The organism is Synechocystis sp. IPPAS B-1465, assembly GCF_003015225.1.
In the GTDB taxonomy this organism is placed as follows: domain Bacteria; phylum Cyanobacteriota; class Cyanobacteriia; order Cyanobacteriales; family Microcystaceae; genus Synechocystis.
In genome coordinates this window covers 1412813-1439795 of sequence record NZ_CP028094.1, presented here as the reverse complement: position 1 = coordinate 1439795, position 26983 = coordinate 1412813, and the positions used below count along the sequence as shown (strand labels likewise).

At 50.3% G+C, this 26983-nt stretch carries 21 protein-coding genes; 9 read left to right on the top strand and 12 right to left on the bottom strand.

Going from position 1 to position 26983, the window contains the following annotated elements:
* The first annotated feature begins 37 nt into the window (after nt 1-37).
* Complete coding sequence (locus C7I86_RS06790) at nt 38-1492, top strand: PucC family protein (protein ID WP_010872513.1); 1455 nt, start codon at nt 38-40, stop codon at nt 1490-1492.
* A 60-nt stretch (nt 1493-1552) separates the two neighbouring features.
* Here the strand turns inward: C7I86_RS06790 and phaB are convergent, their stop codons facing one another.
* The 5 genes from phaB to C7I86_RS06765 all read right to left on the bottom strand — a co-directional run bounded on the left by phaB (nt 1553) and on the right by C7I86_RS06765 (nt 6078).
* A complete protein-coding gene (phaB, locus tag C7I86_RS06785) occupies nt 1553-2275 on the bottom strand; it encodes an acetoacetyl-CoA reductase PhaB (RefSeq protein WP_010872512.1) in 723 nt (240 codons plus the stop codon).
* A 101-nt stretch (nt 2276-2376) separates the two neighbouring features.
* On the bottom strand, nt 2377-3789 hold the full coding sequence (gene phaA / locus C7I86_RS06780; protein WP_223211359.1) for an acetyl-CoA acetyltransferase PhaA: 1413 nt from the start codon (nt 3787-3789) through the stop codon (nt 2377-2379).
* 26 nt (nt 3790-3815) lie between these two features.
* Entirely contained in the window at nt 3816-4280 is a 465-nt protein-coding gene (locus C7I86_RS06775; protein WP_010872510.1) for a glutathione peroxidase, read from the bottom strand.
* 40 nt (nt 4281-4320) lie between these two features.
* On the bottom strand, nt 4321-5334 hold the full coding sequence (locus C7I86_RS06770; protein ID WP_010872509.1) for an adenylate/guanylate cyclase domain-containing protein: 1014 nt from the start codon (nt 5332-5334) through the stop codon (nt 4321-4323).
* 21 nt (nt 5335-5355) lie between these two features.
* Nucleotides 5356-6078 (bottom strand): DUF3120 domain-containing protein, encoded by a 723-nt coding sequence (locus C7I86_RS06765; RefSeq protein WP_010872508.1) that lies wholly within the window; start codon nt 6076-6078, stop codon nt 5356-5358.
* Nucleotides 6079-6338: 260 nt separating this feature from the next.
* Between C7I86_RS06765 and serA the strand changes: the two genes are divergently transcribed.
* Together serA and prmA are read left to right on the top strand one after the other, a co-directional pair.
* The gene (gene serA / locus C7I86_RS06760) at nt 6339-8003 is read left to right on the top strand and encodes a phosphoglycerate dehydrogenase (RefSeq protein ID WP_010872507.1); all 1665 of its coding nucleotides are present in this window, start codon (nt 6339-6341) and stop codon (nt 8001-8003) included.
* A gap of 77 nt (nt 8004-8080) precedes the next feature.
* Nucleotides 8081-8983 (top strand): 50S ribosomal protein L11 methyltransferase, encoded by a 903-nt coding sequence (gene prmA, locus C7I86_RS06755; protein ID WP_010872506.1) that lies wholly within the window; start codon nt 8081-8083, stop codon nt 8981-8983.
* 94 nt (nt 8984-9077) lie between these two features.
* On the opposite strand, the gene C7I86_RS06750 is transcribed toward prmA, so the two are convergent.
* The 3 genes from C7I86_RS06750 to C7I86_RS06740 form a co-directional block, all read right to left on the bottom strand.
* Nucleotides 9078-9281 (bottom strand): phycobilisome linker polypeptide, encoded by a 204-nt coding sequence (locus C7I86_RS06750; protein ID WP_010872505.1) that lies wholly within the window; start codon nt 9279-9281, stop codon nt 9078-9080.
* A gap of 212 nt (nt 9282-9493) precedes the next feature.
* Nucleotides 9494-9979, bottom strand: a complete 486-nt coding sequence (gene apcB / locus C7I86_RS06745) for an allophycocyanin subunit beta (protein WP_010872504.1) — start codon at nt 9977-9979, stop codon at nt 9494-9496.
* A 95-nt stretch (nt 9980-10074) separates the two neighbouring features.
* Complete coding sequence (locus tag C7I86_RS06740) at nt 10075-10560, bottom strand: allophycocyanin alpha chain (protein ID WP_010872503.1); 486 nt, start codon at nt 10558-10560, stop codon at nt 10075-10077.
* A gap of 346 nt (nt 10561-10906) precedes the next feature.
* Here C7I86_RS06740 and C7I86_RS06735 point away from each other — a divergent pair, with 346 nt between their 5' ends.
* From C7I86_RS06735 to C7I86_RS06725, 3 genes are all read left to right on the top strand, one after another.
* Nucleotides 10907-11650, top strand: coding sequence for a hypothetical protein (locus C7I86_RS06735; RefSeq protein WP_010872502.1), 744 nt, complete (start codon nt 10907-10909; stop codon nt 11648-11650).
* Between the two features lie 398 nt (nt 11651-12048).
* Entirely contained in the window at nt 12049-12783 is a 735-nt protein-coding gene (locus C7I86_RS06730; RefSeq protein ID WP_010872501.1) for an FkbM family methyltransferase, read from the top strand.
* A 583-nt stretch (nt 12784-13366) separates the two neighbouring features.
* Nucleotides 13367-18553, top strand: coding sequence for an S-layer family protein (locus C7I86_RS06725; protein ID WP_223211358.1), 5187 nt, complete (start codon nt 13367-13369; stop codon nt 18551-18553).
* Between the two features lie 283 nt (nt 18554-18836).
* On the opposite strand, the gene C7I86_RS06720 is transcribed toward C7I86_RS06725, so the two are convergent.
* Nucleotides 18837-20039 carry an RNA-guided endonuclease TnpB family protein gene (locus C7I86_RS06720; protein WP_010872499.1) on the bottom strand — a complete coding sequence of 401 codons (1203 nt, stop codon included), beginning with the start codon at nt 20037-20039 and terminating at the stop codon, nt 18837-18839.
* Nucleotides 20040-20132: 93 nt separating this feature from the next.
* Here C7I86_RS06720 and C7I86_RS06715 point away from each other — a divergent pair, with 93 nt between their 5' ends.
* From C7I86_RS06715 to C7I86_RS06705, 3 genes are all read left to right on the top strand, one after another.
* Nucleotides 20133-20429 (top strand): DUF2442 domain-containing protein, encoded by a 297-nt coding sequence (locus C7I86_RS06715; RefSeq protein WP_010872498.1) that lies wholly within the window; start codon nt 20133-20135, stop codon nt 20427-20429.
* 300 nt (nt 20430-20729) lie between these two features.
* Nucleotides 20730-21029: a hypothetical protein gene (locus C7I86_RS18930; protein ID WP_041425807.1), complete on the top strand. Its 300-nt coding sequence runs from the start codon at nt 20730-20732 to the stop codon at nt 21027-21029.
* A 376-nt stretch (nt 21030-21405) separates the two neighbouring features.
* On the top strand, nt 21406-21984 hold the full coding sequence (locus C7I86_RS06705; protein WP_010872496.1) for a Uma2 family endonuclease: 579 nt from the start codon (nt 21406-21408) through the stop codon (nt 21982-21984).
* A 313-nt stretch (nt 21985-22297) separates the two neighbouring features.
* Here the strand turns inward: C7I86_RS06705 and C7I86_RS06695 are convergent, their stop codons facing one another.
* The 3 genes from C7I86_RS06695 to topA are packed head-to-tail and all read right to left on the bottom strand — an operon-like array spanning nt 22298 to nt 26853.
* Entirely contained in the window at nt 22298-23695 is a 1398-nt protein-coding gene (locus C7I86_RS06695) for a 1-acyl-sn-glycerol-3-phosphate acyltransferase (protein WP_010872495.1), read from the bottom strand.
* A gap of 36 nt (nt 23696-23731) precedes the next feature.
* The gene (locus C7I86_RS06690; protein WP_010872494.1) at nt 23732-24136 is read right to left on the bottom strand and encodes an NIL domain-containing protein; all 405 of its coding nucleotides are present in this window, start codon (nt 24134-24136) and stop codon (nt 23732-23734) included.
* 20 nt (nt 24137-24156) lie between these two features.
* On the bottom strand, nt 24157-26853 hold the full coding sequence (gene topA / locus C7I86_RS06685) for a type I DNA topoisomerase (protein ID WP_010872493.1): 2697 nt from the start codon (nt 26851-26853) through the stop codon (nt 24157-24159).
* Nucleotides 26854-26983: the final 130 nt, after the last annotated feature.

Sequence of the window (26983 nt, the reverse complement as noted above, 5' to 3'; positions counted from 1 at the left end):
GGTTAGAATACGGGATGTTTTCTGTGACAAGGTAGTAATGACCGTTAGCGAATCGATGGCCGGATCCCCGTTGCCCAAATTGCCCCTGGTGACTATGTTCCGTCTGGGGTTATTCCAGATGGGGCTGGGCATTATGTCCCTACTTACCCTGGGGGTACTCAACCGGGTGCTGATTGACGAGCTAGCAGTGTTACCCTGGGTGGCCGCTACGGCGATCGCCATGTATCAATTTGTTAGTCCCTTTAAGGTGTGGTGCGGTCAACTGTCCGACAGTCAGCGGCTGTGGGGTTACCATCGCACTGGCTATGTGTGGCTGGGAGCCCTGGGTTTTACCATATTGTCCTTTATCGCCCTCCAGGTGGTGTGGCAATTGGGGCTAAGTTTGCAAAATAACGGCTGGGGAGCCCTAACCATTTTTTGGAGCATTGTGCTGGGGGCAGTTTTCGCCGCCTACGGGGTCACTCTGAGTTTAAGCTCCACTCCCTTTGCCGCCCTGTTGGTGGACGTATCCGATGAAGATAATCGCTCCAAACTGGTGGGCATTGTCTGGTCCATGTTGATGGTGGGTATCGTGGTGGGGGCCATTGTCAGTTCCCGGCTGTTAAACACCCCTGAAATTTGTGGCCCGGCCCTGTTGAATGCCGATGCCCTGCTAGTGAAAAAAACCGTCGATATTGCCCAACTGCAACGGGGAATTAATCCCGTCTTCATCATCATGCCGGCGATCGTGGTATTCCTGGCCTGGCTCGCCACGGTGGGGGTGGAAAAGAAATATTCCCGCTTTGGCGATCGTTCCGGGGGGCGAGAGGATGAAATTACTTTGGGGCAAGCGCTGAAGGTGTTGACCGCCAGCCGACAAACGGCCATCTTCTTCGGCTTTTTGTTGCTACTAACCCTGAGCCTATTTATGCAGGATGCAGTACTGGAACCCTACGGTGGGGAAGTCTTTAATCTTTGCATTTCCGAAACCACCCAGTTAAACGCCTTTTTTGGCATGGGAACCCTGCTGGGCATTGGCTCCACTGGCTTTTTTGTCGTCCCCCGTTTAGGCAAACAACGCACCACTTCCCTGGGCTGTGCCCTGGCCGCCCTGTGTTTTTCCCTGTTAATTCTGGCGGGATTTCAGCAAAATGTGACCCTGTTAAAATCCGGTTTACTTTTCTTCGGCTTAGCATCGGGCATGATCACCGCTGGAGCCACCAGTTTAATGTTGGACCTCACCGCTGTGGAAACCGCTGGCACTTTTATTGGAGCTTGGGGTTTGGCCCAATCCATTTCCAGAGGCTTAGCCACGGTGGCTGGGGGAACGGTGTTGAACATCGGCAAAGCTTTATTTGCCAATGCGGTATTGGCCTACGGTTTGGTGTTTGCCCTCCAGGCCCTGGGGTTAATTCTCTCCATTTTCCTGCTCAACAAAGTCAATGTGCGGGAATTTCAGGACAATGCCAAAACGGCGATCGCCACGGTGATGGCGGGGGATTTAGACGGCTAAAAAAAATCTCCCCAGAATTAGGGAGGAGAAAATTAGGATTCTTGCACAGTACCGCAAAAGTTAGGTGTGGTGGGCCCCATTTACCCGTAATACTTCGCCGGTGACATAGCTACTGGCTACGGGGGAAAGTAAAAAGGCCACCGCCCAGGCAATTTCCTCCGGTTTACCAAAACGGCGGAAGGGGATTTCCTTGGTAATTTTTTCCCGAATATCTTCCCGGATCGCCAAAGTCATTTCGGTGTCAATGAAACCAGGGGCTACTGCATTGGCCCGCACTCCATACCGGGCCCCTTCCCGAGCCAGGGATTTCATCATGCCAATTACCCCAGCTTTAGTGGCGGAATAGTTAGTTTGACCGACGTTACCCCGCTCCCCGGAGATGGAACTAATGGCCACAATGGAGCCGGCTTTCCGTTCATACATGCCTTCGATGAAAGGCTTAATGCTGTAGGCTACCCCTTTCAAGTTAACGTTCAACACTGCATCCCAATCGGCGGGGGTTAATTTTGGGAAAAAGTTGTCTTTGGTGATACCGGCATTGGCCACCACACCGTAAACGGGGCCCAGCTTATCGGTGATTTCCGCTGCCGCCGCCGTCATGGATTCCAAATCGGTGACGTTGGCCACCACCCCCAGGGCTTCAGTATTACCCCCGTCCGTAGCTAAATCGGTAAAAGCTACTTTGGCCCCCATTTCCTGGAGTAATTTCACGATCGCCGCGCCGATGCCCCGATTGCCGCCGGTGACCACGATTACTTTATCTTCCAAACCAAGACTTAACATGGTGACTCCTGGGTAAATAGGTTAAATGTTGAAAATGTTGAAATCGAAATGTTGAGAAATTTGTGAACTAAAGGGACTAATTGTGGAGATCTTGCCACTGTTCACACCCGCTCTAAGGCGATCGCCGTACCGCCCCCCGTGCCATGGCAAAGGGCTGCTAACCCCAGAGTTTTATCCCGTTGTTGCAAGGCATAGAGTAGGGTAACCATGATCCTGGCCCCCGACGCTCCAATGGGATGCCCCAGGGCGATCGCCCCACCGTTCACATTCAACTTGTCCCGATCCACCCCCAACCGCCGCTCAAATAAAAGATTGCTGACGGAGAAGGCTTCATTATTTTCAAACAAGTCAAAATCTGCCAGGGTTTTATCTAGCTTTGCTAACAGTTTCTGGCTAGCGGTAATAGGCAACTCAGGAAAACGACTGGGAGTACCCGCCGCCCAACTGCCTCCCAAAATTTTTGCCAAGGGTTTGAGTTGATATTTTTCCACCGCTTCCCCACTGGCCAGGAGCAAAGCTGCCGCCCCATCGGTAATCTGACTACAGTTGCCCGCTGTTAACACTCCGTCCTTGGCAAAGGCCGAGCGCAATTTGCCTAGACTTTCCACGGTGGTGTCACTGCGAATACCTTCATCACTGGCTAACACCTGGGTTCCTTTCCGACTGGTGATTTCAATCGGGGCAATTTCTGAGTCAAAATAACCAGATTCCGTGGCGTGGGCCGCCCTTTGTTGCGATAAGCAGGCCACTTCGTCCAATTCTATCCGGCTGAAACCATGCTCTGCGGCCAATTTTTCCGTCTGTTCCCCCATGCCCTCCCCATTGGTGCTGTCCGTCAAACCATCATGGAGCAGGAGATCGGTTAAATTTTCCGGTGCTCCCATGAGGAACTTGTAGCCCCAGCGGGCCCGGTGGGAAAGGTAAAAACCAGTTTGGGACATGGATTCCGTCCCTCCAGCTAAAATTAAATCCCCCTCCCCAGCCCGGATGGTTAAAGCTGCATTAATCACACTCATCATGGCGGAAGAGCAGACCATATCCACTGCATAACCGTCCACCGTATCGGGAATCTCCGCCTTCAAGGCCGCTTGCCGGGGAATCAATTGCCCATGGCCAGCCCTTAACACGTTGCCCATAATGTACAGGTCAAGCTGGTCTCCCCCCACCCCGGCCTGGGCTAGGACGCTTTTCATCACATGGGCTCCCAAATCCGCCGCCGAAAAATTGGTCAGGGAGCCACCAAAACGTCCCAGGGGAGTTCGTTTAGCGGCAACAATAAAAACATCACGCATAATTGTTTTCCAATGCCATGGGTTGGGATGGGCGGCCATTAACTCCGCCTCCAGCTCAATTATGGGGATTAATTTGGCAAGCGGGGCATTGGAAATTTCAAGCTTTGACAACAAATAAACAAATCCCCCCCGGCGATCGCCTATGAGGATCGGATTTTTACCAATAAAATACCCCGTGCCCAGGGCCGGGGTGAAGATTGCAACAAGCTCAATAGCAGACAATGTTTGTGCTATTTACGCTCAATAACTTAGCCCAAGGCTTTTTCGATCGCCGCCTTGAGATTAGTGTCATCGGGTTTAGTTTGGGGGTCAAAGCGAGCCACCACCTGTCCATCCCGACCAATTAAAAATTTGCCAAAGTTCCAGCTAATATCTTCCCCATCCCCCACAAGGAATTGGTAGAGGGGACTGCGGTTGGGACCATTGACGTCCTGCTTTTCCAACAAGGTGAAATCAACGTCGTACTTGGTTTTGGTGAAATCTTTGATTTCCTCTGGGGAGCCTGGTTCCTGGGCCCCAAATTGGTTGCAGGGCACACCGATAATTACTAAGCCCTTTTCTCCATAGGCCTTGTCCAAAGCCACTAGGCCGCTGTATTGGGGGGTTAAGCCGCACTTACTGGCAACGTTAACAAAAAGGACAACTTTATCGGCAATGACCTCCGGGGCCAGGGGCGTTCCATCCAGGGTGGTCAGGGAAGTGGGTAATGGCATAGGTGTTAAGAAATGTTACAACGGTTTCCATTATGGACGATTAGGGCCCTTCCGAGGCGGGGGTAGTATCTTCCAAGGAGGTGTGATCCAACAGGGTTCCCAAGGTAGCAAAGGGCAGTCCGTAAATGGTGATCGGGTTAGTGTAGCCTTTCAACTCAATGGTGTGCTGCTGAACAGTTGCGGACCATTGGGGCAAGTCCTGTAAGTAACTGAAGGTTTTTTCGCTCATGGCTAAGTCGAAATGGGCCTGTTTAGTGGCCGATTCCAGCCGAAAAGCCGCATTGACCGTGTCCCCGATCGCCGTGTAGTCAGGATGGTCCCCACTGCCGGTATTGCCCACCATGGCGTAACCAGTGTTTATCCCTGTACCAATGCGGAGGGGAAAGGGTAGCTCATATTTCTGATTCAACTTGGCAGTCATAGCTTGGAGTCGGTTGACAGCATGGAGAATTTGAATAATTTCCGCGGGAGTAGCTTCGTTGTAACCGTGGAACCAGATGGCCATCACCGCATCACCGATGTACTTATCCACCCAACTGCCCGCTTCCCGCAGAATATGCCCAGCCTGGCGAAACCAATTGCCAATCAGCATAGATAGCAACTCCTCTTCCACCTGTTGGGCCATGCCGGTGAAGTTACGCATATCCGCCACCAACACCGTAATTAACCGCCGTTCATGGAGCACATTGGTCTGGGTATCCCATTCCGCCGGATTTCGCAGTAGCCCCGACGGGGTGCCGTTTTGATCGGAGTAGAATTGCGCTTCCGTTTTGCCAAAGGTAATTTTGTCTTGGTCTTGAATGGCGATCGGCACACTCACCCGTCGACCATTAACAAAGGTGCCATTGCGACTACCCAAATCAATTAGCAAAAAGGTATCCTCTTCCGTCGCCTGTAGAATGGCATGGTTGCGGGAAATACAATTGTCTCGGATGACCAAATCATTGTCCTGACTCCGGCCCACAGTCCAATAGCTCCGCCCCTGGAGAGGAAAGGTTACATCTCCATAAGAAAAATGTACTACTAGGTAAATGGGTAGGGCAGGCTTATCCACAGAATAATGACAAGAGTTGACTTAGGCCATCATAGCCCCAAGCCAGAAAAGGGCATCTACGACAATCGTACTCAACACTGCCCCCCCAAAGGCTTGCCAACCGGGGGAAGGCCGTTGCAATGCCCAACCCCCCAGCCCCAACAATAGGGCCAGTAGTAGCCAAGCCCAGGCAGCACCCCAGGGAGTGTGGATTTTAGCCAGGGCCGCCTGAAACACAAACCGGGCAAATTCCGGGTCCACCACCATCACCTGCCGCCAATGGTCCATCAATCCGGTGAGGTAAAAGTAAAGGTCCGTGACCGCTGTCCCCATCAGGGAGCCTAGATAGAATAAATGGCCGATCACTCCCCAGCCCCGTTTCAATCCCCAGAGGGCAAAGGGTAAACCGATCGCCTCGATGGGTAAATGCCAGAGGGGCTCCCAACGAAACCAGCCCCAATAAATCGCTCCCGCCAACCAACTCCAGCTAAAGCCCAACAACAAATCCCCCCACATGGCCTGTTCCGGTCGCTTCATTAACCAAACGGCGATCGCCACCCAGGGCAAAGTTAAAGCGAGCGAAATCCAGGGAAACTGTCGTACCAGGGGAGCTTGGATAAACACCGGCACCGACACAAGGAAGCCAGCTGCTAATTGCATGCCAGTGGTCGCGGGGTTAATGGATAAGCCAGAACGCCAACGGTGTAAGCGGCGCAAAAAATTCAGCCCTGGCTGGGCTAAGGCGGTGGTTAAAAGGGGAATCACTACGGGGGCTGAGTAAAGTTGGCTAAAGGGGGTTTAAAAAAAAAGATTTTGCTCTGGGGGAACAGTAACCAGGGCAATTTTAAGTTTTGTTACTTTAAATTAATCTTGCTTATTATATCCAAAAACTTCTAGGCTTTCTAGGGAAAACTCCCTATGGTTTGGCCCCCCCAGTCCCAGGGAATCAGAAATATTGCTAACGGTTATCCCCCAAGCCGCTAGAATGGGCTACGGAGATCGGCCCAGGATACTAACTCCATCTAGTGAATCTAGCCTGGCTCCAGGGACTGTCTCTTGGCCTTTTGTCCCCGCCGGCCCCAGCGCTATTAATTTTTCGATCATTCACCATGGCTAAAGTTTTAGTTTCTGACTCCATTGACCAAGTCGGCATTGATATTCTCAAACAAGTGGCCCAAGTTGACGTCAAAACTGGGCTATCGGAAGCAGAAATTATAGACATTGTTCCTGAGTACGATGCCATTATGTTGCGCTCTGCCACCAAGGTGACGGAGAAAATTATCCAAGCGGGTAGCCAGTTAAAAATCATTGGTCGGGCTGGGGTTGGGGTGGATAACATTGATGTGCCGGCGGCCACCCGTCAGGGCATTGTGGTGGTCAATTCCCCCGAGGGTAACACCATTGCGGCGGCGGAACATGCTCTAGCGATGATGATGGCCCTGGCCCGCCACATCCCCGATGCCAACAAATCCGTTAAGGAAAGTAAGTGGGAACGGAAACAATTTATTGGTACGGAAGTTTATAAGAAAACTTTAGGTGTAGTGGGGCTGGGGAAAATTGGTTCCCACGTGGCCGGTGTGGCCAAAGCCATGGGGATGAAATTGTTAGCTTACGATCCGTTTATTTCCCAGGAACGGGCCGACCAAATTGGTTGCACTTTGGTGGACTTAGATCTGCTCTTCAGTGAAGCCGACTTTATCACTCTACACATTCCCAAAACACCGGAAACCGCCAACCTAATCAATGCTGAAACCCTGGCTAAAATGAAGCCCACTGCCCGGATTATCAACTGTTCCCGGGGAGGCATTATTGATGAAGAAGCTTTGGTAACAGCCATTGAAACGGCCCAGATTGGTGGGGCTGCCCTGGATGTGTTTGCCCAGGAACCCCTAGGGGAATCTCGGCTGCGGGAATTTAGCAATGTGATTTTAACCCCCCATTTGGGTGCTTCCACTGAAGAAGCCCAGGTAAATGTGGCGGTGGATGTGGCGGAACAAATTCGGGATGTGTTGCTTGGTTTGCCGGCCCGTTCAGCGGTGAATATTCCCGGTTTAACCCCCGATGTAATGGAAAAATTGCGTCCCTACCTGAAGCTGGCGGAAACCCTCGGTACTTTAGTGGGTCAATTGGCCGGCGGCCGCATCGATCGCCTAACGGTTTGCTTACAGGGAGATTTGGCGGAATATACCAATAGTCAACCCCTGGTGGTGGCGGCCATTAAAGGTTTGCTCTCCCAAGCTCTGCGGGAACGGGTTAATTACGTCAATGCGGCGATCGAAGCCAAGGAACGGGGCATCCGGGTCATTGAAACTAAAGATGCTTCCGTGCGGGACTATTCTGGCTCTTTGCACCTCAAAGCCACCGGCACCATGGGAGAACATTCCGCCACCGGGGCCCTGTTGAGTAATGGTGAAATTCGCATTACCGACGTGGATGAGTTTCCCATTAACGTTCCCCCCAACAACTATATGTTGTTCACCTTGCACCGGGATATGCCGGGTATCATTGGTAAAATTGGTTCCCTGCTGGGTAGCTTTAACGTCAACATCGCCAGCATGCAGGTGGGGCGCAAAATTGTCCGGGGCGATGCAATTATGGCCCTGAGCTTGGATGATCCTCTGCCCGATGGTCTGCTGTCGGAAATCACCAAGGTGGCCGGTATCCGGGATGCCTACACCGTTAAGCTCTAATTAGCTCACCAAGGGTCCAAGTCAATGGGGGGAGGAATTAATCTTCCCTACCGTTGGCGCACATAAGGGAGAAATCGATGGCTGCGGCTAATAGTTGGTGGGAAATTAGAATACTTTGCCATCCTTCCCTGGAAGAAACTGCTTTTTGGCGGCTGGAAAAGTTCGGTTGTTTAGGCACCTCCACCGAAAAAAAGGCCCACTCCCTGCTTGTCCGTGGCTATTTACCCCAGGAAAAGGCTGAAATTCTCGACTTGGCCGCCCTAGCCCTCTGGTGTGAGCAGGACGCATTACTGTTCCAGGTGCCCAAGCCCCGCTTCCATTGGCAATTAATTGACGAAGAAGATTGGTCCATTAGCTGGAAAGAGCATTGGCAACCCACCCCCGTTGGCGATCGGTTTATCATCTATCCGGCCTGGATTGATCCTCCGGAAAATTCGGATCGGCTGATTCTCCGCCTAGATCCTGGTGTGGCCTTTGGCACCGGCACCCATGCCACCACCCAGCTTTGTTTAGAATCCTTGGAAATGCGGGTGGAGCCAGACAAACATCAAGTTCTGGCGGATCTAGGTTGTGGTTCCGGTATTTTAGGCATTGGAGCGGTTTTATTAGGGGCAGCCAAGGTTTATGGAGTGGATAATGATCCCCTAACGGTGGAATCAGCCCGTCATAATCGTCATCTGAACCAAATTCACCCCGATAATTTGGTCATCAATGAGGGCAGTGTGCCGGAATTGGAACAGTTAATTGCTGAGCCGGTGGACGGCATTATTTGCAATATTTTGGCGGAGGTAATTGTGGATTTACTGCCCCAATTCACCCCTCTAGTCAAACCCCATGGCTGGGCTATTCTCAGCGGTATTATGGTGGAACAAAGTCAGGCGATCGCCGATGCGCTGGAGCAAAACGGTTGGACGGTGGTCGCTATATGGAAACGGCAGGAATGGTGTTGCTTTCAGGCCAGAAGGGAAGAGGGAGATTAACCAAACAAAAAAAGAGGCCATTGCTGACCTCGAAAAAATTGATTCATAAAATTGCCATTCAACATTGCTAAATTAGCAACAACTAGTCTCAAGCTTAGGCTAGACCAGCATTGGTGCCGGGACGGCCAGTGGCTAATTCGACTTTCACAATTTTGCCGCCCATTTTCATGATGCGCTGTTGCTCACGAAACCAATTGTCATAGGGCACCAACTTCGTAAAATAGGTATTTTGTAATTCCCGTTGTGTCCGAATCCGGGTTTGGCTAGGAACACAAGCCGTAATTCTAAACATCCGCATGGGGTGTGGCTCTCCTAAAACGTTTTCTCTTAAAAAGTTGGCATATGCGACAGAACGGGAGTCAGAAGTCAATACCGGTCAGCTAAAACCCCGGCTATCCCGGTGGTGGCTTTAACGGCCCCAGCACTCACTTTCGACTTCCCGTTCCAACAGAGGGGCTACTGGCTAAGTTGCAAATCAACCAAGGCAGCATCACCCACGGGAATCCAGGACTAGCTCAAGCCAGAGCAGATGTAGTCGAGGTAAACGCCCATTTCTTTGCCGGCATCAGCACCAACCAAGCTAGCGGTAACTTCTTTGATGGCTTGGATAGCTTGAACGGTGGAAGAGATGGGTACACCGAGGGAGTTGTAGGTTTCTTTCAAACCGTTGAGTACGCGCTCATCGAGAATGGAAGCATCACCGGCCAACATGGCATAGGTGGCATAGCGGAGGTAGTAGTCCAAGTCACGGATACAAGCCGCATAGCGACGGGTGGTGTACATGTTGCCGCCGGGACGGGTGACGTCGGAGTACAACAGGGATTTGGCCACAGCTTCTTTAACGATGGTGGCGGCGTTGGCGCTGATTACACTGGCAGCCCGCACCCGCAGTTCACCGCTGGCGAAGTAGCTTTTCAGTTTGTCCATGGCAGCACCGTCGAGGTACTTACCTTGAACGTCAGCAGAGTTGATTACAGCCGTAATTGCGTCTTGCATAGTTTTGGTTTCCTTAAATCTTACTCAATGGGGAAAATTTGCTAAAAGGGTTGAATAATTAAGCTCAACACTTTAATAAGCTTGGGTACACAGACCTAGCTCATTTTTCCGATAACGAAGTCAAAGTAGGCAGAGGCTTCGGCGGCATCATCGGAGGACATCAAACCGGAAGCAACTTCTTTCATTTCCCGGACACTTTGAGCAACGGCTTCGATGGGGGTGCCGAGGGAACGATACATTTCCCGTACGCCCACTAGACCGATTTCTTCGATGGGGGTAACGTCACCGGAAACCACACCGTAGGTGACGAGACGGAGGTAGTAGTCCATGTCGCGCAAGCAGGTGGCGGTCATTTCTTCACCGTAGGCATTGCCGCCGGGGGAAACGATGTCAGGACGTTTTTGGAAAAGGCGATCGCCAGCTTGTTTAACGATGGTTTCCCGAGAACCAGTTAGGGTTTCAGCAATGCGAAGACGGGCGGCACCGCCGGTAACAAAAGCTTTAATACGATCCAGTTCGCCGGGGCTCAGGTAGCGGGCTTCTGCATCAGCATTCACGATTGATTTCGTGACGATACTCATGGATGGATTCCTCCGTAAAGATTTAAAACGTTAAAAAAAGGCTTTAAGCTGATTTTATCAACCGAGGCGCAGTCACGAACTGGACAATGCCGTTAACCAGCGGACTCCAGCGAGCAACCTGCCCAAACCATTCTCAGGCATTGCGTTCCTGATTACACTGCCCCCGTAACAGTTTGTAATATTTCTTGACGATCGCCAGCAGAATTTACTTTAATCCCTTGGCATTTTTGGGGGAGGCTGTAAGATTAGAGGGGAAAGTAATGGTTAAATCCAGATTTCCCCGAATTTAGACTTCCACTCCTCCGCCTCCCTTCGTATTTTCGGCTGTGTTGCAGCGATTCCAATAATGAAGAAGCGATCTCTGTTCTCCCTTTTAACTGTCTCCCTGCTGATGTTCAGCGGTGGATGTGGATTTCTCCCCGGCGGTGGCAGTGGTGAAGAAACCGATGTTTCCGTCGAGAATCAAGAAACAGCTCCCCCGGAAGTGCCCCTGACCGCCGTTCGGCCCCTGCCCCCGGTGGATATCGCCGCCCTGGGGTTAATTCCCCCCGTATTGCCGGATCAACGTTTGAGGGAAATCCAGGCTGGTCGGCCAAATCCTTTCGCCTTGATCCCAGTTGAAGCAAAGGTTACAAGCCCGGGATCTACCGCTGATGGGAGCAAAGCAACAGATGGGGCGTCGAATGGAGGAGAAAATAGCGGCAACGTTGCCAGCAGTGATGGACAAACAGGAGTCAATGGCATCACAGGTGAGCCTGGGCAACAAAATGGCAGCTCAATCTTTCCAAATTCGGAGCCGCCCAGACTTTATCCCGATGATGCTAGGGCTGTGGTGGTTTCCGGTGTTATCGAAATCGGCAGTCGTCCCTATGCCATTGTCCAAGCCCCTGGGGAACCCGTAGCCCGTAACGTAACCGTTGGCGATCGCCTGTCCGGTGGCAATGTTAGGGTGCAATCCATCAACGTCATGGGGGAAAATTCAAACATTGTGCTGGAACAGTATGGCGAGTCCGTAACCCGTGATGTCGGCGCTCCAGCTTTACCCCCCCTTACACCGCCAGTATTGCCGATTCCCCCATCTGACTCCTAAGAAAGTATTTGAAAAATGCAAGGCTAGATATTTATCCCCTTGAATCTCCTCACTAGAGCTCCGGCTTAAAAAAGGGGACTTTTGTGACAGTTCCCCCCCTCCCAAGGGAGGCTAGGAGGGATTAAACAGCCAAAACTCAACTTTCCAAACAGGCTCTAAAAACTGAGTTGGTGGTCAGCAAAGCTAAACATAAAAGCCGGGGCAATTTGTAGACACATAATTTTTACTAGTCCATTTCCCTGCGCTGTTGAGATCGGTTTTTATCAACCTTCTCGGAACAATCACGCCACGTTCTAGGTGATCTGGGAGTAGCACTTTGCCTGCTCCATAGTGGAAAGATTGGTTTTAATTGTCATGGGGCCCTGGGCCAGCTTGCTCCCTTCGCCTACAGTTGAATAATGTCTTCCCCCAGCCTTTCCCCCCATTACCAAAAAATGCTCGACGATCTAGATGGCCAGGTTCTCCAGCTAGACCGTCAGGTGTTCCGACGCTTGGCCCGATTGGGCTACCAACCCCAGGTGATTTTCGATGTGGGCGCTTCCAACAGTGGTTGGTCTTACTATATAAAGCAGGTGGTAACGGAGGCAGACTTCTATTTGTTCGAGCCCTTGGTGGACCATGTGCCGGATTATCAAGGTCTGATGGAGGAAACGTTACGGGTTTATCCTTCCTTCCATCTATACAAATACGCCCTCGGCGATCGGGATGGCACCATAACGGTTAATGTTTTTGACGACCCCGCCAGTAGCACCACTTTACCCATGACGGAAGGTGGTCCCTCCATCAATGCTGTTCAAGTTCCCCTGCTCACGTTGGATTCGGCCCTGGTCAAGCTTGGCTTGCCCCAACCCCAGGTGATTAAAATCGACACCCAGGGCAATGAATTGTCCATCCTCCGGGGAGCAGCCCAAACATTAGCCAAAGTTGATGTTTTATTTCTGGAGTGCTGGCTCTATCGGGGTTACGGTCCCAAAACCCCCCTGTTAACGGAGATTGCCCATTGGTTGTTGCCATTCAACTTTCGCCTTTGGGACGTTTCTGAGCCCTACCGTGGTCCCCAGGGGGAGTTGACCACTCTGGATTGCATTTTCATTAACACCGCCGCCGGCCTAGTTCCAAACTGGTACTACTAGCTTTTCCCTTTCCTCTAGAAAGTGTCTGAAAAGTGCAAAGCTAGGTGTTCATCCCCCTAAATCAACCCACTAAAGCTCTGGCGGAGGGCTTTTGTGACAGTTCCCCCCTTCCCAAGGGGGGCTAGGGGGGATTAAACAGTCAAAACTCAACTTTACCTAGCCGGAGCCTTAATTACGAAAGTAAGGGAGCTTAACAAAGGTGAATTCTTGCCCCGCTTAATATAGTCATTCTGGATTTTTGAGCGATGCTGGGGAAAATATCTCTGCATTTTCTTATTCGTAGGCTATAATTTGCCTGGAGTAGCGATTCTAGACGATCCCCATGGGCTTGCCTCGTTGGGTGGACTAGAACAAGTCCTACTGTTCGCCAAGTAGACAATGTCGAAAAAGTGCGAGGATTCATCGTGTTAACAGCGGTATGCTTCTAGTCTTGACAGCAAGGCGATTCTTGCTATGATTACCCTAAGCAACTCCGAGACACACATAGATGAACCCTGTTTTGTATATTTTTTACCGTAAAAACTGAGGAGTTTTAAGAAGTCCTATGGCACTAAGTCCTAACGTAATTGCGGCTCTACAGATCATGTACACCGGCCGTGGTGTATCCGCCAGTGATCTGAATTGGTGGGCCACAGATGGGGCAAACATCACCTATGCAGAAGCAGTTGCCCTGTTTGCCAGCAGCCCCGATGCAGCTATTAAGTATCCCTTTTTCCAAGCGCCCCAAACCGCTGACAAACGCCAGTATGTAGCCCAGGTTTTTGCCAATCTCTACAACATTGACATTAACGATACCTCCCTGGTCCCCACGGAGGAATTGGACTACTGGATTAACTGGTTGTCCCTGTCCCCCGACAACTATCTAGATTTCCCCAACGCGCTGAACAATGCTTCCGCCGCTGCTGGTCTGACCGATCGCCTCGAGGCGCTGACCAACAAAGCTGATGTTTCCCTGTCCTACACCGAAGCTCTGTCCACTGCAGGGGTTAATACATTTACAGAAGCCCAGTATGCCGAGGCTGCGGGCATCATTGCTACGGTTGATGATACCAATGCGAGTGTGCTTGCGGCAGAAGCCCAGATTGTGGAAATTGCGGCTTCCCTGAGCGTCTTCACCATTGCCCAGGCCCAAGCCACCCCCAACCTACCCCCCGCTTACACCATTAGCGATACTGCTGATAACTTGATCGCTGGTGCTGACGACCCCGTTGTGACTGGGGCAAATAATGTCATTGCGAATCAGTCCCCCGCTGCCCCCCTGAGCGTGGAAGATGCAAATATACTGCTAGCCACCGCTGACGAACTGGCCGCCGGTGTGACCTGGGATATCCTTGACACCGCCGCTGATGTGTTGGCTGGTGGTGCCGCCGTATCTGGTGCCGCTAGCGTTGGTATCACCGACATCGTAGATGTTGCCACTGCGTCCCAACTCCTCGCCCTCGGTAATTTTGATGGTGTGTATGCCATCGCAGACACCTCCGCGAATATTGTTGCTGACCCAGGAGTTTCCGGTGGCGCCACTGCCATCACTTTGTCCGATCCTGACGTTCCCGTAAGCGTTGCTTCTGCGACGTTTTTACAAGGTCTGGGTATTCCCGTTGGTCCTTCCTACATTGTGGAAGATACTTCTGCCAATATCTTGGCGGCCCTCTCCACCCCGGCCATTGTTAATGCCGCTGAGGTAATCGTAAACAACACCGATGTACCTTTAAGCGTTGCCCAGGCGGAGGACCTCTTGAGTCTGCCTAACCTTAATGCAGGGTTCACCTACATCATTGCGGATACCCTAGACAATCTCAGCGCTGCGCCCTCTACTCTTCTTGACGGTGCGGTTAGCTACTCCCTCACCAACACCAACCCCGATCTTGGTGTTATCACCGAAGCCGAGGCTGTTATCGTCAATGGTGCCACCAATGCGTCTGATTTCAACTTCCTTGTGGCTGACGTTATCCTGACGCCTCAAGCTGACATTCGTTCTGGCAACTCCTTCCTGTCGGTGGCTGTGGTTGAAGGTGGCTCCATCTTTAATACCCTCAACAGTAATGATCGCCTGACTGGTACCGGCGAAGATCCAACTTTGAGCTTGACCTGGCAAGAAGCCACCTTTGGTAACATCAATACCATTTTCCCGGTGCTGGATGGAATCGAAACCCTCGTAGCCACCCTAATCGAAAACGACCTGACTTTGGTGTCGAATGATTTCGACGTGGTTGGTCAAGGTTTCATCACTGGTCTGAAAAACGTTGCAGCGAGCGGTACCAAAGGTGGTGACCTAGAGCTCATCAACCTCCAAACTGCTTTGGAAACCGTCTCCGTTACCAACTACTTCTTCGGTGATGATGTTAGCTTCAGCATTGCTGACCCCGAATTAGCCGGGGACAATGATCTCTTGCTACTCACAGTAGACCAAGTCACCGAGGACGGTCCTGATGTCACCAGTATCAAGATCAGCGACTTCTCCGGCAACGGTGGCTACGAAACCCTTGGCCTCACCTCCGGGGTTACCACCTCGTCCAAAGGTAATACCAACACGGTAGACATTGAAGGCATTGTGGCAGTTGAGAGCATTGGCATCACTGGCATTGAAAACCTCACCTTGTCCACTTCCCTGATTGGCTCTGTTGTTAAGGTTGATGCCACTGGTTCTGCCCTCATTCCTGAATTTGAAGGCCGGGAAGTCTTTACCGGTGATTTGAAAGCTTTCTTTGATGACCGCCCCGGTGGTGACATTACTTTCCTCAGTGGTTCCGGTAACGACGAAATTTCCATCGCTCGGGATGCCTTTACCCTCAGCGAAGATCTGAAAGACGTAATCTCCAAAGGTCATATCCTGGATGGTGGTGCTGGCAATGACGAGTTAACCATTACCGGTGATGCTTTCAGTGATACAGATGCTGGTCACACTGTCATTGGTGGCGAAGGTAACGACAGCATTCTTCTCACTGGTGTTGCTGAAGGTCCCATTGCTGGTCATGTGGTCAACAGCTTCGACTTAATCAACGAGGTTGGTGGCGCAGGTGATGACGACATTAATATCAGTGGCGACGCCATTGGTGACTCTGCTGGCCATGTGGTCTTCGGTGGTGCAGGTGAAGATGACATCTTCATCGGATTCGACAAAACCTTAGCAGTTTCGGGCAATGGTGCGGCTCTAGGTGTCGATCTCGCTGGTCATGTTGTATTTGCTGGTGACGACGACGACACTGTCCGGATTACCGGTGATTCTTTTACCAGTGATAGCGCCAATGGCTCTGGTCATAGTGTTGAAGGTGGTACCGGTGATGACTTGATCGAAATCAGCGGTGACGCTCTAACCGCCGACCCAGACAGTGAGACTATAGCCAATCCGTTCTTTGACGATTCTGAGCCTTCTGACCTTGATCTCTTTATTGCGGCAGATCAGCCAATTCCGACTACGGAAGAACAGTATCAAGTTCTTTTGGCCCAGTTAGGTTTACCTGCTGATTACAACCCCAGGAATTTCATTAGGGGGGTTGCTGCCATCTCTGGTGCCCACACCGTTCGTGGCGGTGAAGGCAACGACGTAATTCTGTTCGGTCCCATTGCGGGGGAACCCGGTAACGGTGATGGTCAGCATCTGGCCTTTGGCGATGAGGGTGACGATTTCATTGAAATGACTGGTATTGGCAGTGTCGAATTCAATGGCGGTGCCGGTGATGATACCCTCGTCGGCGGTGACGGGGATCCGATCCTTGGCTTCGGCAATGACATCCTCAATGGGGATGAAGGAAATGACTTCCTCTTTGGTGGCAAAGGCAATGACAACCTCCAGGGTGGTGAAGGTGATGACATTATGTCCGGTGGTGAAGGAGACGATTTCTTCTTTGTTGATGCTGGCTTTGATGTCATCGAAGACCTCGGCGATGCTAACTCTGAAACTGGCGACCAATTCCAGGTGTCTGAAGATGCAGAAGCAGAAATTCGGGTCGTTCAAGACTGGGAAGCTACTGGCTTGACCTTCAACCTGGGTATTGCTACCCTCACCATCGAAAATCCTGGCGGTGGTTCTGTTGACCTATCTGCTTCCAACGTCCCTCCTAACACCAATGGCTACACCGTCATTGGCAACATCGGTGACGACGAGATCATCGGTAGCCGTGACGATGACAGCATCTTTGGTGGCCGTGGCGAGGATTCCATTGCCGGTTTAGGTGGTGATGACATCATTGAAGGTAACGACGATGATGATTTCATTTCCGGTGATAGTCTGTTATTACCCTTATTACCACTAGAAGAAATATTACCATTTGGCAACGATGACATCGACGCCGGTAGTGGTAACGATGTAATTGCCGGTGATCTTTTAGTGGTTACTGGCGATGATATTGACCTGAACTTATTTAATGGTGGTAAAGATACCATTGAAGCCGGTTTGGGGAGTGATATTACCGTTGGTGACTGGAGTATTGGCGCATTCGGAGACATCGACCTTAATGCATCCCTCGAAAGAACCGCTATCGGTGGCGATGACACCATCACAACCAAGCAGGGTGATAACGGGATTGTCTTTCCTATTGGTCAGGTTGCCATAGATAACTTCTTGGTTGGCGATTTAGCTGCAGCCGTTGACGGGGTTGGTAACGACATATTCTTGACTGAGACTCTGACCGTCATTGGTGGTGATGACACCATGACTGGTGCCGATGGACTAGATGTCATCGTTGGTGATGTCGGACTGTTTGGTTTCGAGTTCAACGACAGTGAAATTAACTTGACCAACTTCAAGTTAGGTCAGGTCAATGGTTCCACCGTTAGTGCGGGCGATGATTCCATTACCGGTGAGGGTGGCAATGACATCCTGGTTGGTGACTTGTTTGTCGGTGTTATTAATAACAACGGCATCATCATCGATGGTGGTAAAGGATTCCAGCTTGGCAAAGACGGTACTACCAGTTTCATCGGTGGTGACGATTCTATTTCTGGTGGCGACGGCAATGATTTCTTAGCCGGTGACTTTGTCCTGGTAGACCAATTGTCAGCGCCATTTGATCCCTTGGATCCCAACGATTGGACATTTGTCAATCCCTACGCCACTCTCCAAGGCCAGGCGGGTGATAGTAAAGCTCAAGCTGCTCAAGCTGCTATCAATTTGGCTCAACTCCGCCTTGAGTTCCGTGCCGTTGGCGGCGATGACGAGCTCGTGGGTGGTCGTGGCAACGATACTTTCTATGGTGGTCTTGGTGCAGACACTATTGATATCGGTAATGATGTCACTGTCGGCGGTGTTGGCGTTAACGGTGCCAATGAAATCTGGTACATGAATGGTGCCTTTGAAAACGCAGCGGTCAATGGAGCCAACGTCGATAACATTACTGGTTTCAACGTAAACAACGACAAATTTGTCTTCGCGGCTGGAGCCAATAACTTCTTGTCTGGTGATGCTACATCCGGCCTTGCCGTCCAACGTGTCCTTAATTTACAGGCGGGGAATACGGTCTTCAATCTAAACGATCCGATCCTTAATGCCTCTGCTAATAACATCAACGATGTGTTCTTAGCTGTAAATGCAGACAACAGTGTCGGTGCGTCTCTCTCCTTCTCCTTGCTACCCGGCTTGCCTTCTCTGGTTGAGATGCAACAGATCAATGTCTCTTCTGGTGCTCTGGCTGGTCGCGAATTCCTGTTCATCAACAACGGTGTTGCGGCTGTCAGCTCCCAAGACGACTTCCTCGTAGAACTTACAGGTATTAGCGGTACCTTTGGTCTGGACTTGACTCCTAACTTCGAGGTTCGTGAGTTCTACGCCTAAACTCTCTGAACTATATCTAGGGTGGCTATTCCACCTCAGATAAATCGAACTAACTGATTTATGGCCGTCCCTCCGGGGGCGGTTTTTTCTGCTTTTCATTCCCTCTTTCCTTAAGGGGATAAAACAGTCCCCCCCCTTTGCTAAGGGGGGCTAGGGGGGGATTCAACCCAACTTTACAAACAGGAACTAGACGCGATCAATAGGTTAGGATTTAATCTCTAAATCTGCTCACTAAAGTTACGGCATTTTGACATCCTCCAACCCGGCTAAAGCCGGGGGATTCCTACGAAGCAAACAGAGTTAACTGAATAGCTTTTCGGTGGGTTGACGCTTCACCGGATGCCGCTACCGAAGTAGTCTGACGCTTTCCTCCACGTCCGTTTTTAGTCTCCGAATGCCCTCCGGCGACCAGTATGTTTGTTGCGGCATTTATATCTCTGTCGTGGTTTGCCCCACAAAAAAGGCAAGTCCATTCTCTAACAGAGAGTTCTTTTTTGCCGCCAATTTCACCACAACAGGAGCAACGTTGAGAAGTGGGTTCCCAACGGGAAATCGTCCGAAATTCCCTGCCGTACATGACTGCCTTAGCTTCTAGTATCGTCCGAAAACTACGCCAACCAAGGTCAGAAATGGCACGGGAGAGACGACGATTTTTCATCATCCCGGCGGTGTTTAAATCCTCCAAAATCACCGTTTGGTTCTCACGGATCAATCTGGTGGACAGTTTATGCAAAAAGTCAGTGCGGGTATCTTTTACCTTGGCATGGACTTTAGCCACTCTTAAACGAGCTTTTTCCCGTCGCTTACTGCCCTTTTGTTTACGAGCAAGATTGCGCTGGCACTTCCTCAGTCGCTTTAGCTTTGCCTTTAAGGGTTTGGGAGATTTGATTTTCTCTCCAGTACTCAAAGTGGCAAAGTCGATGATGCCAAGATCAATCCCTACGGACTGCCCATTGTCGGCTAATTGTTGTGGGTCAACTTCGACAACAAAGCTTAAAAAGTACCGATTAGCCCTATCCTTAATCACCGTCACTGAACTAGGTATTGACGGTAAGGGGCGACTCCAGACCACATCGAGAAATCCAATTTTCGCTAGGTAAATTCTGTCGTTATCTTTTAAGACAAATCCGGCACTGGTAAAAGTAGCAGACTGTTTGGATCTTCGACTTTTGAATTTAGGAGGATTAACCTTTTTTCCCTTGCGTTTCCCGTTGACTGAATCAAAAAAGTTTTTGTAAGCCGCACTAAGATTTCTGATCGATTGCTGTAATGGAACTGCCGAAACATCAGTAAGCCAAATTTTCTCCTCTGTTTGTTTGCATTCCGTCAACCGTTTAGACAGGGCATTGTAGGAAGGCAATTTTTCCGAATCTTTGCAAAAAGCTAAAGCATCGTTCCACACTACCCGCACACATCCGAACAACTGGGCTAAGCCCTGTCGCTGTTGGTTTGTGGGGTAAAATCGGTACTGATACCTTAGCTTCATGCTGTTATTCTACAAGAAAATTAAAGCCCTCCTAAAGGAGGGGGTTTTAAACCCATTTTTCTGATAATCAAGCAGAGTCAATGGAGAAATGGAATGAACTCTCAGGTTAAAACTCCTTGGTTGAAGGCAATCAGTGTATTTCCTCTGGATAACTTTCAACTGCAAATCAAACTAGAAAATGGTCAAGAATTGATTCTGGATCTTCAAACAATCATTGAAACCAATGACAATTACTGGCGCTTAAAAAATCCCCGTTATTTCCGCCAAGCCCAGATAGATCCCCTGGGGGGCATTGCCTGGCCAGAAGGGGAAGACCTATCTCCCACTGGCCTAGAGCGTTACGCAAAGATTGCTTTTCCCTCCACTATCAACGATGGCTTGATGAGTTAGATATCCTGCTGGTCTTCTTGTTGCCTTCCCGAGGTTCTATGACCAATTTCCCCCCTTTACTAAGGGAGGCTAAGAGGGATAATAGGAGTATCCATTTCTCAGCAACAATACCGGACTTTCAAACCTTCGTTGCCATTGTTACCACGTTGCTAGTCTTTTTGACTGGAGTAGCATTAAAGTATGACACCATCTACTTCCGAAACTACGAAATCTCCATCCCCCAATGGGCAGGACTCAGCTTCGCCGGGCTTACTTTCTCGTTTGTGGTCTTGGATCAACTCCTACGGGGGTTTGTCCGACTTGAGGAAATACAACAAACAACTGAGGCAAGAAACCGAAGAGCTGAGGAAGAGCAACGAAGAAGCGAGGATCGCGCACGAACAGTGGCTCGAGAAGCAAAACAGGATCGAGAACGAGAAGAAGAGCTTGCACGAGCAGAGAATGAAAGAGCTGAGGCAAGAGACCGAAGAGCTGAGGCAAGAGAACGAGAGGCTCGCCGAGTTGGACAAGAAGCTCGCCGAACTAGAATCGAAAATCAATACCGTCTTGCACTCATCCGCTACCAACTTGAGCCCAACTCCCCCCATCGACGACAACTAGAAAATATTCTTGCTTTGTTGGATGAGTATGGGGATACGCTATGAGAATGGTGATTTAATCTCCCTTAAAAAAGGGTAATTGGATTTATTTTTCTGTGGAAAGAATAGTTCAAGAAATGTGAATTATTTCTGCCCTCATCCAGAAACCAAAACAAGAATATTAAAACAGTGCTCTTGTCCCTGCCTTTGCGAAGAAGGGCTAGGAGGGATAATAAACACAGGCAACTTCTCACCCTTTGCTACCAGGGTAACAATGAATTAACGGAAAGAAAGCAAATTTTTCTTCCCTATAATCAAGCCCTAATGGAATCAGCTAGGAAAAATTCCTACTGGTCATGGCCCCGGGCTAAAATGTTACTCTTCCCTAGTGAAAAACTATGATTCATGCTATTGAGACAACGTCTAGCATTTCCCTAGAAGAATTCTTAAACTTACCGGAAACCAAACCTGCCCAAGAATATCAAAACGGAAAAATTATCCAGAAGCCAATGCCCCAGGGTAAACACAGTAAACTGCAAACCACCTTGGCTAGCGAAATTAATCAACGGGCAGAATCCCACCAGCTCGCCTATGCCTTCACAGAACTGCGCTGCACCTTCGGGGAAAGATCTCTTGTTCCAGACATTACTGTTTTCAAATGGAACAACATTCCCCTAGATAGTAGGGGGCAAATTGTTGACAGAATCGATATCCCCCCAGATTGGATCATTGAAATCCTCTCCCCAGATCAATCTCCCCTAAAAGTTATCGAAAAAATAAGTTTTGCCCTTAGGAATGGCTGTCAACTAGGTTGGCTTGTTTCTCCTAGTGAGAATATCGTTATGGTTTTCCAAGGGAACCAACTACCAGAAACAAAAATGGGTAAAGATCCCCTAGCTGTATTAGCCGAACTGCAAGAATGGTTCATCACTCCAGAGATAATTTTTGGCTGGCTGAGTTTTGAACGATTAAAATAGGGACGTTGATTCCTCAGCAACAATGCCGAACTTTCAAACCTTCGTTGCCATTGTTACCACCCTGCTAGTCTTTTTGACTGGAGTAGGATTAAAGTATGACACCATCTACCTCCGAAACTACGAAATCTCTATCCCCCAATGGGCCGAATTCAGCTTCCCTGGGCTTACTTTCTCTCCTGTCCAGTTAGTTTTTCGGGGCTATCTCAATCCTCTATTCTTACAGTGCATTCTTCTTCCTCTATTTATGCCATCTTTTTATCGACTTGGTATAAGTTGTTCAGTTTATTTATACCGGAGAAACCATTAGCAATAATTAAATAATTAGTGCGGATAACTTTTCCTGCAAAACTTCAGTTACCTTGGCGATCGCCAGTTTGCGATTACCTTTGTAATCTTCATAATGATCATCCACCAAAATCGGCTCACCAATGGTTAATTGAACCCGCTGACGACCTAGGATGGGACGATTGTTCAAGTTGCCCCCCTTCATGCGGGTAATGACATTCCAAAGTAATAAAAGAGTGTCGGCAAACCGTTCCACCGTCGGTTTTTCTTTGACGTAATGCCCCGTCACTGCGACAAAATTTTCCACCAAGCGCATATGCCACATTCTTAAATCTGCCTCTTCTGCAATGCGATCCGCTAGACCCTTTTTAACTGGGAATAAAGTCTGTTCGTCCCGCAAATCTTCACGATAAATACAATCCCAACCAGCTTGTTCTAAGCGTCGACAACGATCCGGTAACGTTCCTTTCGGGGTAATTTGAAAATATTCTTCCCCCACCGTTAATGCCGCATGGAGCAAATTTTGGAGGCGGGAAGCAAGTAATTGATTGGGATCGGTTTCAAGGTTATTAAAATTCTCTTGCAGGCTTTGGGCTAAATCCTCCACCGCTGGCAAGTTTTGTTGGTAAAACTGACGGTAAAAATTCTCCATCAGATCCAACATTACCTCCCCCAAGCTATAAAGGCGTTCGTATAATCTGGCTTCGCCCAAACTATGGTCAGTGGTGGGGCCAATGCCGCAGTCGTTTTCCAGTTGGGAAAGTAAATTTTCAATCTCTCGCCAAGGAGGGGTGAGGTAAAAATATTGAATACCCACCGGTAGAATTAGTGTTTGCTCCGGTCTTTGGGCTTTGCGTAAATCCTCCGCACACCAAAATCCCAGTTGGGCAATGCCCGGTTCCAGGGGAGAAATGAGTTCGTTATGGCCGTTGGTGGCTCCTTCTGGGGCGGCGGCCAGGGGATATTGGCCGTTGAGCATTAAATCCCGAGCAGACCGTAAGCCAGGGCGGTCTAATTTCCCCCGCTGAATGGAAGTGCCCCCTAAACGGGGAAATAGCCACTGTAGAAAATCTCCTCCCCAGAGGGGAATGCCCCGGTCATACATAAAGTGGGAGTGGCTCACCGGTGGCGGTTGGAGAGCACCTTTTTTCAGAGCTGGCGGTAATAAATTCCAAAATAAATACCCCATACATAACGGATCGTTGATGCTGGGGTGACGAAAAGCCAGGAGTAAACGGTTTTTGCCTTGGCTAAAGTCCCCGTAGGCCTGAGCTAGAACCTGCAAATTTTCGGCTTCAATTTTGGCGATCGCCGTTTGAGAACGGATCCACCAGGGCAAAATCAGCGGCCCGAGCCGGAGTAACCAGGGCTGGAGATTGGGCGCTAAAAAGTCCAGGGGGGGTTGGGCTTGGATGGGGGATTCCATGGGGATAACTCACCGTTGGCGGAGTCGGCAAAGATGTTAGAAATTAGTGGCGATCGCCTGGACGGGGCAGGAAGGAATACATTGCTCACAGACCACACAACGGGAACGACGGAACATCAAGCGAAAACTATCCGGATCTAAACTCAGAGCCTCCGTAGGGCAAACCCCGGTACAGAGGCCACAATCTACACAACTTTGGTCATCAATGACAATTTCCCGACTAGCCAAGGAAACTTCAATACTCTGGGAGCGCATCCACTCCAAAGACGCTTCCAGTTGGTCAATGTCCCCGGACAATTCCAGTACTACTTTGCCTACCTGATTGGGGGCCACCTGGGCTCGGATAATATTGGCGGCAATATTAAAATCCTTGGCCAGCCGATAAGTGACGGGCATTTGCACCGCACTACGGGGAAAAGTCAGGGTCACACGCTTCTTCATCCTTCTATTTAACTAGTTGTTTAACCAGCCTCGCTGGACTGGTCTGGACTGGCAGCTTTTTTCCGGGTGGTGCGTTTAGTGGTGGTCTTCTTGGCCGTACCAGTGGCACTAGCTTTTTTAGAAGTGGTTTTCTTAGTGCCCTTCGCTGTGGTGGTGGCTTTTTTACGGCTAGTTTTTTTACCGCTGCCGGCCTTTTCCGCCAACAGGGGTAAAGCTTTTTCTAGGGTAATGGTTTCTTCCGTTTCCCCCTCCGGCAAGCTGGCATTAACTTTGCCATGTTTGATGTAAACCCCATAGGGGCCTTTGAACAAATTAACCGGCTCCTGGTCTTCGGGATGTAAGCCCAATTGTTTGAGGGGAGTGCGGCTGCCCCGGCCCCGTTTTGGTTCCGCCAACAACTCCAAAGCCCGTTCCAGGGTGATGGTCAACACATCATCATCCCCTTTGAGGGAACGATAATCCTTGCCATCCTTACCTTGGTCATGGACTACGTAGGGGCCAAACCGACCCAGACTGGCTTTAATATTTTTGCCCGATTCCGGATGTTCTCCCAAATTACGGGGCAGGGCCAACAATCCCACTGCCATTTCCAGGGTGACATCCTCCGGTTTAACCCCCTTGGGCAGGGAAGTGCGTTTCGGTTTCTTATTTTCCTCCGTTGCTTCCCCTAGCTGGACGTAGGGGCCATAGGCTCCAATGAGGATGAAAATTGGTTCCCCGGTTTCAGGATGGATACCGACTTTATCGGGGCCCTCCGTTTTTTGCTTGAGCAACACGGCCACCTGTTCGGGGTTGAGGTCTGCCGGAGTTAGATCCTGAGGAATGGAAGCGGTAATAATTTCTTCCCCCTGGGGAATTTCGATATAGGGGCCAAACTTGCCAATTTTCACCTTAGCGGCCAGGTTTTCCAGCTCAATGGCCTTGGCGATCGCCGGGTCGATCTGGTCTTGGCGCACTTTGACTTGGTTTTCTAGCCCCGATTCCCCCAGGAAAAAGCCCTGTAAATAGGGGAGCCACTGGGTTTTACCGATGGCAATTTCGTCTAACTTCTGCTCCATGCGGGAAGTGAAACCCGTATCCACTAAGTCGGGGAAATGGGATTCCAGTAAACTCACCACCGCAAAGGCAGTGAAGGTGGGGGTCAAAGCTTTGCTCCGCATTTGCACATAACCCCGGTCGATAATGGTGCCAATAATGCTGGCATAGGTACTAGGGCGGCCTACCCCTTCACTTTCCAGCGTTTTCACCAACGAAGCTTCCGTATAGCGGGCGGGGGGTTGGGTTTCGTGGCCCACGGTATCAATTTCTCGGCAATTCGGGCGATCGCCAACTTTGAGGGGGGGCAGAATCACTTCTTGGTTTTCCAGAGCGGCATCGGGATCATCAGACCCTTCCACGTAGGCCCGGAAATAACCGGGGAAATCAATGCGTTTACCCGCCGCGCGAAATTCCGCATCTTCCACTTTTAACAGCACACTCAGTTGGGTAATGCGGGCATCGGCCATCTGGCAGGCCACCGTCCGTTTCCAGATCAACTCATATAAGGCCAATTCCCGGTCTTTTAACCCTGTTTGATTGGGAATGCGAAACTCTGTCCCAGCGGGGCGAATGGCTTCGTGGGCTTCCTGGGCCCCTTTACTTTTGGTGGTGTACTGCTTGGGCTGGGGACTCAGGTATTCTTTGCCGTACATTTGTTGCACGCAATTGCGGGCCGCCGTCACCGCTTGGTCAGAAAGATGCACCGAATCCGTCCGCATATAGGTGATGTAACCCTCTTCGTAGAGTTTTTGGGCCACTCGCATCGTATCCCGGGCGGAAATGCCTAACTTGCGGTTGGCTTCCTGTTGCAGGGTGGAAGTGGTAAAGGGGGGAGACGGTTTACGGACACCGGGCTTTTCTTCGGTATTGACCACTGCCCAGGGCTTGCCGGTTAAACGCTCCTTCAGGGCGATCGCCTGGGCTTCATCCAGCACCACCACCTGTTTATCGGGCAACAACGCACCAGTATTGGGATCAAAATCGCTACCATTGGCTAATTTAGTGCCCCCCAAGGTCATCAACTTGGCCTGAAAAGGATTTTTATTCTGTTCCAGTTCTGCTTTTAAGTCCCAGTAACCAGCGGTCTTAAAGGCCCGGCGGGCCCGTTCCCGCTGCACAATCAACCGCACCGCCACCGACTGCACCCGGCCAGCGGATAGTCCCCAAGCAATTTTTTTCCAGAGCAAAGGGGAAAGGGTATAGCCCACCAAACGGTCTAAAATGCGGCGGGTTTCCTGGGCATGGACTAAATTCTCGTCAATATCGCGGCAATTCTCCAGCGCACTGCGAATGGCTTCCTGGGTAATTTCGTGGAACACCATCCGTTTAATGGGCACTTTGGGCTGGAGCAGTTGCAACAAATGCCAGCTAATACTTTCTCCTTCCCGGTCTTCGTCCGTGGCCAGAATTACTTCGTCGGCATTTTTCAGGGCAGTTTGCAATTCCTTAACTACTTTCTTTTTGCTTTTGGGAATCACATAAAGGGGACTGAAATGGTCTTCCACATTGACTCCCAAATTAGCCCAACTTTTATCTTTGTAAGCCGCGGGTACTTCCTCCGCCGAAGCCGGTAAATCCCGGACATGGCCCATGGAAGCTTCCACCCGATAATCCTGGGGCAGATAGTTGCGGATAGTGCGGGCTTTAGTGGGGGATTCAACGATAACGAGTTTGGACATAGGGAAGGGGAAACGGGGGAAGAAACGAAAAAAGGAGGGCGACGGAGGTCAGACAGATTTGATAATCCTGGCTAATAACCATATAACCAATACTTATCTTAATCTTTCCGGAAAATCAAACCCCGCCTTA